Raw genomic sequence first — 10,472 nt, 5'->3', positions numbered from 1 at the left:
GCCGGTACGCCGCTGGTGGAGTCGATGGAATCGGTGGCGGGCGCCGCCGGCAACTGGATCTATCACGACGCCACGCTGGAGATCCAGCAGGCGGTGCGCATCGGTACCAGCCTGACCAACGCCATGCAGGCCACCCACGTGTTCGACAACATGGTGCTGCAGATGACGCAGATCGGCGAGGAGTCCGGCGCGCTCGACAACATGCTGCTCAAGGTGGCCGAGTTCTACGAGCGCGAGGTGGACGAAGCGGTGGCCAACATCTCCACGCTGATGGAGCCGGTCATCATCGTCTTCCTCGGCGTGATGATCGGTGGTCTGGTGGTTGCCATGTACCTGCCGATCTTCAAGCTCGGTACGGTGGTCTGACGCGATGCCGGACGTGTTCGTGATTGCCGCGCTGGCGCAACTGCCGGCGTGGTTCGTGATCTGCATAGGGGGGCTGGTCGGCCTGCTGGTCGGCAGCTTCCTCAACGTGGTGATCCATCGCCTGCCGCGCATGATCGAGCGCGAGGAGGCCAATTACATCGCCGAGCTGCGCGAAGAGCCGCTGCCGCATCCGGACACGTACAACCTGCTCGTGCCGCGCTCGGCGTGCCCGTCGTGCGGGCACCAGATCCGGGCGTGGGAGAACATCCCCGTGCTGAGCTGGCTGGCACTGCGCGGGCGCTGCAGCGCCTGCAAGACGCCGATCTCCTGGCGCTACCCGGCCGTTGAGCTGGTCACCGGCGCGCTGACCGCGGCCTGCCTGTGGCACTTCGGCCCGACCTGGGTGGCCGTGGCCTCGGCCGTGCTGCTGTGGTTCCTGATTGCGGGCACGATGATCGACGCAGATACGCAACTGCTGCCCGACGCCATCACCCAGCCGCTGCTGTGGCTGGGGCTACTGGTGAACCTGTTCGGCATGTTCGCGCGGCTGCCCGACGCGGTGATCGGCGCGATGGCCGGCTACCTGTTCCTGTGGACGATCTACTGGGCCTACAAGCTGCTGCGCGACCGCGAGGGCATGGGCTACGGCGACTTCAAGCTGATGGCCGCGCTCGGCGCCTGGTTCGGCTGGCAGGCGCTGCCGATGCTGGTGCTGCTGTCGTCGTTGGTGGGGCTGGTGTTCGGGCTCGTGCGCATCGCGCGCGGCGCCAAGAGCGAATCGCCATTCTCGTTCGGGCCATTCATTGCCGGCGCGGGCGTGATCGCCCTGCTGGCGGGTCCACAACTGGTCGCCATGACGGGGCTCGCGCCCCTGGTGGCGCAGTAACCCGGCGGCGCCCATGCGCGTGATCGGCCTGACCGGCGGCATCGGCAGCGGCAAGAGTTATGTCGCCGACCGCTTTGCCGAGCTTGGCGCGGCCATCGTCGACACCGATGCCATCGCCCACGAGATCACCGCGCCGGGCGGGGCTGCCATTCCCAAGCTGGTCGAAGCCTTCGGCCCGGGCATCTTGCGCGCCGACGGCGCCATGGACCGTGACGCCATGCGCGCCCTCGCCTTCTCCGACGCCACCGCCAAAACGCGGCTGGAGCAGATCACGCACCCGCTCATCCGCGAGATCGGCCTGGCGCGCGGCGCCGCGGCGCAGGCGTCGGGCGCGTGCGCCTACCTCGTCTACGTGGTCCCCCTGTTGGTGGAGTCGCTGACCGGCCACCAAAGCTGGCGCGCGCTGGTCGACCGCATCCTGGTGGTCGATTGCCCGGTGCAGACGCAGATCGACCGCGTCATGGCCCGCAACGGCCTGCCGCGCGCGCAGGTGGAAGCCATCATCGCCCGCCAGGCGACGCGCGAAGCGCGCCTGGCTGCGGCCGACGACGTCATCGACAACGGCGGCACGCTGGCCGACCTTGCACCGCAGATCGCCCGTCTGGACCAAGCCTACCGGGCGACTTGAAAGCAGCGGAAAGCGGACGTCACAGCCCTTTGCATTGTGATGCGCGAGGGTCTCGCATAGAATGCGGGCAGGTCGAAGTCAATTCCGCTTCACTGGCCAACCCGGGCGCCCCGTTTTGATCCTGTACGAATATCCCTTCAACGAACGCATTCGAACGCTGCTGCGTCTCGAAGATCTGTTCGAGCGTCTGGATTTCTTTCTCGCGCAGGAACACCCGCTGCAACACCACGTCGCGCTGACCACGCTGTTCGAGATCGTTGACGTGGCCGGCCGCGCCGACCTCAAATCCGACCTGCTCAAGGAGCTGGACCGCCAGCGCCAGACGCTCTCTGCGCTGCGCGCCAACCCGCAGATCGACCAGGACGCGCTCGACGCCGTCATCAGCGAGCTGGAAACGGCTTCGGGCAACCTCACCGCCACGCATGGCAAGGCCGGCCAGCTGATCGCCGACAACGAGTGGCTGACCAGCATCCGCAGCCGCGCCATCATCCCGGGCGGGACGTGTGAATTCGACCTGCCGGCGTACTTCGCCTGGCAGCACTATCCGGCAGAGCGCCGCCGCGCCGACATCATCAAATGGGCGCAGCCGCTGGTGCCCCTGCGCGACGCCACGTTGATGGTGCTGCGCCTGCTGCGCGAATCCGGCCAGAGCGGCAAGGTGATCGCCACCTCGGGCAGCTATCAGCAGATGCTGTCTGGACGCATCTACCAGCTCATGCAGGTGCGGCTGGACGATGGTGGGCTGCCGTTCATCCCGGAAATCAGCGCCAACAAGTACATGCTGTGGGTCCGCTTTACGCAGCAGGACGGTGACCAGCGCCCCAAGCCGGTGGATGCGGACATCCCCTTCCAGCTCAAGCTCTGTAACTTCTGAGCCCGCTATGACTGCGAAGACCGTCAAATGCCCGACTTGCGGCAAACCGGTGCCTTGGGTGGCGGAGAGCCGCTACCGCCCGTTCTGCTCCGAGCGCTGCAAGCAGATCGACCTGGGCGCGTGGGCTGCCGAGCAATACACCATCCCCGTGGTGGAAGACGACGACCTGCCGACGGGTGCTCCGGGCGGCGAGTCCGGCGGCGCGAGCAGCAAACTCAACTGAAGCGCCCCTGCAACGGTGCGCCGCACCATGCGCGGCGCTCGCCCCCCCTCCTGCCCTGATGCGGCGGCCGAACGCATGGCCTGCGTTGTCCGGCAAACCTTGATCCATATCAGCCTGCCCCGTCCCTCACGTTGACACGTTCGCCCGCAGCGCCTTCCATGGTGATGCGTGCTGGTGAAACCGAGAAGAACAGGGAGGAACACCATGCGACGGATCATGGCTGCGCTCAGCGCGCTCGTCTGGCTGCTATTGGGCGGCCTCTTGGCAGCATCCGGTGAAGCAGGTGCCGTACCGGCCTTTGCCCGCCAGACGGGCATGGCCTGCATGGCGTGCCACGTCAGCTTTCCCGAACTCACCCCGTTCGGCCGGTTCTTCAAGATGACCGGCTACACACTGAAGAACAACGACACCATCCCGCTGTCAGGGATGGTGCAAATCTCGCGCACCAACACGCGCACCATCGACCAGCAGGATTTCGACTTCGTCCGCAACGGTGACACCGTCCTGCAGCAGGCGAGCCTCTTCTACGCCGGCCGCATCTATGGCCCGGTCGGTGCTTTCGCGCAGTGGACCTACGACGGCATTGGCCACCACAGCGCGCTGGACAACACCGACATCCGCGCTGCCTGGCACCTGACGCGGGAAGACATCGACTTCATCTACGGCGTCACGGTCAACAACAACCCAACGGTGTCCGACGTGTGGAATACCAGTCCGGCCTTCGGCTACCCGTATGCCGCGCCCAACATCGGCGTGCCGCCGCTGGCCGGGACGCTCATCGACGGTGGCCTTGCGCAGCAGGCGGTCGGTGCCAGCGCCTATGTGTTCTGGCAACGCCGCATCTACGCCGAATTCGGCGCGTACCGGACCGCCGACCAGCTGTTCTCCGTGTTTCGCGCCGGGCAGGACACCGCCACCCCCGGCGGCGTGGCGCGCCTGAGCGGCGCCAACCCGTATTGGCGCGTCGCCTACAACCAGGAATGGGGCGCGCATTCGATCATGTTCGGCACCTTTGGGCTGCTGGCCAATCGGTACCCCGACAACACCATCTCCGGCACCCCGACGGATCGCTTCCGCGACGTCGCGCTCGATGGCCAATACCAGTACCTGACCATGACGCACGCCTTCACGGCACAGGTCGCGTGGATCCACGAGCAGCAGGACTGGCGCGCCAGCTTCCCGAGCGGCGGCATCGGCGCTGGCCCGACACCCGCCAACGCAACCGACCACCTCGACACCTTCAAGGCCAAGGCGTCGTACTACTACCAGCGCAAGTACGGCGCCACCCTGGCCTACTTCTCGACTACCGGCAGCGCCGACCCGGGCCTCTATGCGCCGGCGCCTGTCACCGGCAGTGCCAACGGCCGCCCGGACACACAGGGCGTGATCCTCGAACTCGACTACCTGCCGCATCCGCAGGTCAAGCTGGCGCTGCAGTACACGTGGTATCTCAAGTTCAACGGCGCGCGCAGCAATTACGACGGCAACGGCCGCAACGCACTCGACAACAACACGATCTATCTGCTCGGCTGGTTCATGTTCTAGCCCGATCAGGGGAGAGGAAGCCCGCGATGAACAGACTCCACAAGCCCAGGTGGGCATGCGTGGCCGCGCTGATGGCGATGGCGGCAGCCGGATGGTCCACCACCACCGCTGGCGCGCAAGACGGCGAAAAGCTGGCGGCGCAATTGTGTTCGTCCTGCCACGGCGTGCACGGCAAGAGCGAATCGCCCATGTTCCCGCGCCTGGATGCGCAGGTGCCGCACTACCTGGAAGCGCAGCTCAAGGGATTCCGCAACCGTGGCCGCGGCGAGACCGACGCGCAGGCCTTCATGTGGGGGATCGCCTCGCAGCTCGATGACGCGACCATCGGCTCGCTAGCCGAGTACTACGCGCGCCAGAGCGCGCCAGCCGGCCCCGCTGGCGATCCGGCGCTGATGGCGCGCGGCAAGGAGATCTTCGAGCACGGCCTAGCGGCCGAGGGTGTGCCGGCCTGTGCGTCCTGCCACGGCGCCCACGCCGAGGGCAACGACACCTTCCCGCGCCTGGCGGGGCAGCATGCGGCGTATCTCTTGCGGCAGATCGGCGTGTTCAAGAACGGCACCCGTGCCAACGCCCCGGTGATGAGCGCTGTCGCCCACACGCTGACGGACGAACAGGCGAAGGCGGTGGCCGCCTTCCTGCAGGCGCAGTAGTACGGGTCGGGTCGCCGAGTCAGTCAGTTGGACTGGGCCGGCGCGGCGGCGCTCTCCGCGCGCATCCATTCGAACACCGGCAGCGTCGCCGGCAAGACCGGATCGACGGTGATCGGCAGTGTCTGCCAAGCGAAGTCCTGCTCTTCCAGCGCGCGCAGCGTGCCTTCCCACGCCGTCACCTTGCAGAAGTGCAGCCGCACGTAGGCGTGCGGGTAGTCGTGCTCGATGGTGTGCCACGGCACACAGGTGCGCAGCGTGATATCCAGCTCTTCCTTCAGCTCGCGCGTGAGCGCGGCTTCCACCGACTCCCCCGCCTCCAGCTTGCCGCCGGGGAATTCCCAGTAGCCCGCGTACGGTTTGCCCTCGGGGCGCTGCGCCAACAGGAACTGGCCATCCGGCTGCACCAGCACGCCGACGGCCACCTCAGTGATCTTGCGGCCGTCCGGCGTGTGCGTGGCCGGCACCTGCATCAGCGTCTCAGCCGACATGCTGCCGCCCATGCTTGCCGCCCCAGTCGCGCGCGAACTGCCACGCCACCCGGCCCGAACGCGAGCCGCGTTCCAGCGCCCACACCAGCGCATCGCCCCGGGCGGCGGCGATGTCCTCGTCGCTGCAGCCGAAATGCTTGAGCCAGTGTGCGACGATGGTCAGGTACTCGTCCTGCTTGGGCGGGTAGAACGACAGCCACAGCCCGAAGCGCTCCGACAGCGAAATCTTCTCCTCCACCACCTCGCCCGGATGGATCTCGCCGTCCGGCATGTGCTGGTAAGTCTCGTTGTCCTTCATGTACTCCGGCAGCAGGTGGCGCCGGTTGGAGGTGGCGTAGATCAGCACGTTGTCCGACTGCGCCGCCACCGAGCCGTCCAGCGCCGACTTCAGCGCCTTGTAGCCGGATTCGCCCTCCTCGAACGACAGGTCGTCGCAGAAGATCGCGAAGCGCTCGGGGCGCGCGGCGAGCTGCTCGACGATGTCACCGAGGTCAGCCAGGTCATCCTTGTCGACCTCCACCAGGCGCAGGCCTTCGCCCACGAATGCGTTCAGGCACGCCTTGATGAGCGACGACTTGCCGGTGCCACGCGCGCCGGTCAGCAGCACGTTGTTGGCCGGCAGCTGGCGCACGAACTGGCGCGTGTTGGCGACGATGGCGTCCTTCTGGCGCTCGATGTTGTGCAGGTCGGACAGATGGATCGGCGGCAGCTGACGGATCGGCGACAGGTAGCCGATGTTGCCGAACAGGCTCTGGCGCTTGCGCCAGCGGAAGGCGACCGCCTCCTTCCAGCCGGCTTCGGTCAGCTCGGGGGGCAGCCACTGCTCGAGCCGCCCGAGAAAGCGGTCGAGCCGTGCGGACAGATCGGACGACATGGCAGCAGGCTCCGGCTTACGAGCGGTAGTCCGCGTTGATCGACACGTAGTCGTGCGAGAAGTCGCACGTCCACACGGTAGCGGTGGCATCGCCGCGGCCGAGCGCGATGCGCACGGTGATCTCGGTCTGCTTCATCACGCGCTGGCCATCTTCCTCGCGGTAGTCGGGGTTGCGGCCACCGTCGCGAGCGACCCAAACGTCGTCGAGCCACAGGTTGACGCCGTTCACGTCGAGGTCGGTCACGCCGGCATAGCCGACGGCGGCCAGGATGCGGCCCAGGTTGGGGTCCGAGGCATAGAACGCGGTCTTGACCAGCGGCGAGTGCGCGACCGCGTAGGCGATCTGGCGGCACTCTTCCACGTTGCGGCCACCTTCGACCTGGATGGCCATGAACTTGGTGGCACCCTCGCCGTCGCGCACGATCTTCTGCGCCAGCGCTTGTGCGAGGCCGGTCAGCGCATCGCGCAGCGCGGCGTAGTCCGGATGCGAGGTCGAGTCGATGCGCGGCGTGCCGGCACGGCCCGTGGCGATGATGACGAAGGAGTCGTTGGTCGAGGTATCGCCGTCGACCGTCACGCTGTTGAACGAGTGATCGGCCGCGTAGCGCACCAGGCCTTGCAGCACGGCCTCGTCCACGTTGGCGTCGGTGGCGATGAAACCGAGCATGGTCGCCATGTTCGGGCGGATCATGCCGGCGCCCTTGCTGATGCCCGACATGCGCACGGTCTTGCCCGACAGCGTGCAGGTGGCCGATGCGGCCTTGGGCACGGTGTCGGTGGTCATGATGGCTTCGGCAGCGGCCAGCCAGTTGTCGGGCTTGGCGTTGGCCTGTGCGGCGGGCAGCCCGGCGATGACGCGGTCGACCGGCAGCGGCTCCAGGATCACGCCCGTCGAGAACGGCAGCACCTGCTGCGCCGACACGCCCAGCAGCTTGGCCACCGCGTCGCAGGTCTGGCGCGCATGGGCGAGGCCCGGTGCGCCGGTACCAGCGTTCGCATTGCCGGTGTTCACGACGATGGCGCGGGCGCCCAGGCCACTCGCCAGATGCTCGCGGCAGACCTGCACCGGCGCCGCGCAGAAGCGGTTCTGTGTGAACACGCCGGCCACGCTCGAACCCTCGGCGATACGCACCAGCAGCACGTCCTTGCGATTGGCCTTGCGCACACCGGCTTCGGCCCAGCCGAGGTCCACGCCGTCGATCGGCAACAGGGAGGCAGCAGCGGGGGCGACGAGATTCACAGCCATGGAGCACACCTTTCAAATGAGGATGCCCGCAATGCGGGCATCGTGAATCAACAGAAAACGAAACGCGCCGCGCAGGCGGCGCGCATCAGCAGCGTCAGGCCAGCTTGCCGTGGCACTGCTTGTACTTCTTGCCAGAACCGCACGGGCACGGATCGTTGCGGCCGACCTTGGGCACCTCGCCCGCCAGCGCTGCGGCAGCAGAAGCTGCCGCCGAGCGGTGCGCCGGCATCGCCGGCGTGGCGCCATGCACCTCGGCATCGCCCGCGGCCACTTCGACCAGGTCCTCGAACTCATCGTGCTTGTACTGCACGTTGGTCAACGCCGAGAGATCCTCTTCGATCTGCTCGGATGCCTCTTCCAGCTGCTCCTGCGACTGGATGCGCACCGTGAACACGATGCGCGTGACTTCGTTGCGGATGGTATCGAGCAGACGGCCGAACAGTTCGAACGACTCGCGCTTGTATTCCTGCTTCGGGTCCTTCTGCGCATAGCCGCGCAGGTGGATGCCCTGGCGCAGCATGTCCAGCGCAGCCAGGTGCTCGCGCCAGTGCGTATCGAGGCTTTGCAGCATCACCGAGCGTTCGAAGCCGGCAAACGACTCGCGGCCGACCTGCGCCACCTTGCCTTCGTACACCGCTTCGGCGGCTTCCTGCACCATGTTGAGCAGGTCTTCGTCCTCGATCGACTGTGCGGCCTCCAGCGTCTTGACCAGCGGCTGATCGACGCCCCAGTCGTCGCGCAGCGCCTTCTCCAGGCCGGCGACGTCCCACTGCTCTTCCATGGTCTCGGCCGGCACGTAGGTGCGGAACAGCTCGACGAACACGGATTCGCGCAGGTTCTTGACCAGATCGCCCACATCGCCCGCTTCGAGGATCTCGTTGCGCAGCTTGTAGATCTCGCGGCGCTGGTCGTTGGCGACGTCGTCGTACTGCAGCAGCTGCTTGCGGATGTCGAAGTTTCGGCCCTCGACCTTGCGCTGGGCGGATTCGATCGAACGCGTCACGATGCCGGCCTCGATCGGCTCGCCTTCGGGCATCTTCAGGCGGTCCATGATGGCGCGCACGCGGTCGCCCGCGAAGATGCGCAGCAGTTGGTCATCCAGCGACAGGTAGAAGCGCGACGAGCCCGGGTCGCCCTGACGGCCGGCACGACCGCGCAGCTGGTTGTCGATCCGGCGCGATTCATGACGCTCGGTGCCGACGATGTGCAGACCGCCGGCGGCCTTGACCTGCTCGTGCAGCGATTGCCATTCGTCCTGCAGCGTCTTCACGCGCGATGCCTTCTCTTCGTCGGAGAGGGACTCATCGGCCATCACGAAGCCGGATTGCTTCTCCACGTTGCCGCCCAGCACGATGTCGGTACCGCGGCCCGCCATGTTGGTGGCGATGGTGATCATCTTGGGCCGACCGGCCTGCGCGACGATCTCGGCTTCGCGGGCGTGCTGCTTGGCGTTGAGCACCTGGTGCGGCAGCTTGGCCTGGTTCAGCAGGTTCGACAGCAGCTCGGAGTTCTCGATGGACGTCGTGCCCACCAGCACCGGCTGGCCACGGTCGAAGCAGTCGCGGATGTCGCGGATGACGGCGTCGTAGCGCTCCTTCGCGGTCTTGTAGATCTGGTCCTGCAGGTCGTTGCGCTGGGGCGCCCGGTTGGTCGGGATCACCACCGTCTCCAGGCCGTAGATCTCCTGGAATTCGTACGCTTCCGTATCGGCCGTGCCGGTCATGCCCGACAGCTTGTTATACATGCGGAAGTAGTTCTGGAACGTGATGGTCGCCAGCGTCTGGTTTTCCTGCTGGATCTGCACGCCTTCCTTGGCTTCCACGGCCTGGTGCAGACCGTCGGACCAGCGGCGGCCCGACATCAGGCGGCCGGTGAATTCGTCAACGATCACCACCTCGCCGTTCTGCACCACGTAGTGCTGATCGCGGAAGAACAGGCTGTGCGCGCGCAGGGCGGCGTACAGGTGGTGCATCAGCGTGATGTTCTGCGGCGCGTAGAGCGATTCGCCCTCGCCGATCAGGCCGGCCTGCAGCAGGATTTGTTCGGCCTTCTCGTGGCCCGATTCGGTCAGGTAGACTTGGTGCGACTTCTCGTCGACGTAGTAGTCGCCCGGCTTCTCGACGCCCGTGCCGTCGGCCTTCTCTTCACCGATCTGGCGCGTGAGCTGCGCCGGGATGCCGTTCATGCGGCGGTACATGTCGGTGTGGTCTTCGGCCTGGCCGGAGATGATCAGCGGGGTGCGCGCTTCGTCGATCAGGATCGAGTCCACCTCGTCGACGATGGCGTAGTTCAGCGGGCGCTGCACGCGCTGGCCCGCGTCGTAGACCATGTTGTCGCGCAGGTAGTCGAAGCCGAACTCGTTGTTGGTGCCGTAGGTGATGTCCGACGCGTAGGCGGCCTGCTTCTGGTCGTGGTCCATGGTGGTCAGGTTGACCCCCACCGACAGACCCAGCCAGTTGTAAAGCTGGCCCATCCACTCCGCATCGCGCTGCGCGAGATAGTCGTTCACGGTGATGACGTGCACGCCCTGGCCGGCAATCGCGTTCAGGTACACCGCCAGCGTGGCCGTCAGCGTCTTGCCCTCACCCGTGCGCATTTCGGCGATCTTGCCGTTGTGCAGGACCATGCCGCCGATGAGCTGCACGTCGAAGTGGCGCATCTTCATCACGCGCTTGCTGGCCTCGCGGCACAC

11 protein-coding genes are annotated in these 10,472 nt (G+C 66.6%); 7 read left to right on the top strand and 4 right to left on the bottom strand.

Annotated features, from left to right (window positions below; translation table 11 throughout):
* The 7 genes from QZ609_RS20160 to QZ609_RS20130 all read left to right on the top strand — a co-directional run.
* The coding region (locus tag QZ609_RS20160; protein ID WP_295498635.1) for a type II secretion system F family protein at window positions 1-366 on the top strand (366 nt) is incomplete at its 5' end.
* Between the two features lie 4 nt (window positions 367-370).
* A complete protein-coding gene (locus QZ609_RS20155) occupies window positions 371-1,252 on the top strand; it encodes an A24 family peptidase (RefSeq protein ID WP_295498632.1) in 882 nt (293 codons plus the stop codon).
* Between the two features lie 13 nt (window positions 1,253-1,265).
* On the top strand, window positions 1,266-1,880 hold the full coding sequence (gene coaE, locus QZ609_RS20150) for a dephospho-CoA kinase (RefSeq protein ID WP_295498630.1): 615 nt from the start codon (window positions 1,266-1,268) through the stop codon (window positions 1,878-1,880).
* A 115-nt stretch (window positions 1,881-1,995) separates the two neighbouring features.
* Complete coding sequence (gene zapD / locus QZ609_RS20145) at window positions 1,996-2,754, top strand: cell division protein ZapD (RefSeq protein WP_295498627.1); 759 nt, start codon at window positions 1,996-1,998, stop codon at window positions 2,752-2,754.
* Window positions 2,755-2,761: 7 nt separating this feature from the next.
* Window positions 2,762-2,977: a DNA gyrase inhibitor YacG gene (yacG, locus tag QZ609_RS20140; protein WP_295498624.1), complete on the top strand. Its 216-nt coding sequence runs from the start codon at window positions 2,762-2,764 to the stop codon at window positions 2,975-2,977.
* A gap of 204 nt (window positions 2,978-3,181) precedes the next feature.
* Entirely contained in the window at window positions 3,182-4,522 is a 1,341-nt protein-coding gene (locus QZ609_RS20135) for a cytochrome C (RefSeq protein WP_295498620.1), read from the top strand.
* 26 nt (window positions 4,523-4,548) lie between these two features.
* Entirely contained in the window at window positions 4,549-5,172 is a 624-nt protein-coding gene (locus QZ609_RS20130) for a c-type cytochrome (protein ID WP_295498617.1), read from the top strand.
* A 23-nt stretch (window positions 5,173-5,195) separates the two neighbouring features.
* Here the strand turns inward: QZ609_RS20130 and QZ609_RS20125 are convergent, their stop codons facing one another.
* The 4 genes from QZ609_RS20125 to secA all read right to left on the bottom strand — a co-directional run.
* Window positions 5,196-5,660 (bottom strand): NUDIX domain-containing protein, encoded by a 465-nt coding sequence (locus tag QZ609_RS20125; protein WP_295498614.1) that lies wholly within the window; start codon window positions 5,658-5,660, stop codon window positions 5,196-5,198.
* Complete coding sequence (locus tag QZ609_RS20120) at window positions 5,650-6,534, bottom strand: ATP-binding protein (protein WP_295498611.1); 885 nt, start codon at window positions 6,532-6,534, stop codon at window positions 5,650-5,652. The genes QZ609_RS20125 and QZ609_RS20120 overlap by 11 nt, the downstream gene beginning before the upstream one ends.
* Before the next feature lie 16 nt (window positions 6,535-6,550).
* Window positions 6,551-7,780 (bottom strand): bifunctional glutamate N-acetyltransferase/amino-acid acetyltransferase ArgJ, encoded by a 1,230-nt coding sequence (argJ, locus tag QZ609_RS20115; RefSeq protein ID WP_295498608.1) that lies wholly within the window; start codon window positions 7,778-7,780, stop codon window positions 6,551-6,553.
* A gap of 94 nt (window positions 7,781-7,874) precedes the next feature.
* Window positions 7,875-10,472: preprotein translocase subunit SecA (gene secA / locus QZ609_RS20110; protein WP_295498605.1), on the bottom strand; the 2,598-nt coding region annotated here is incomplete at its 5' end.

It is taken from the genome of uncultured Ralstonia sp. (assembly GCA_913056305.1).
Classification (GTDB): Bacteria; Pseudomonadota; Gammaproteobacteria; order Burkholderiales; family Burkholderiaceae; genus Ralstonia.
This window is presented reverse-complemented; position numbering and strand designations above follow the sequence as displayed.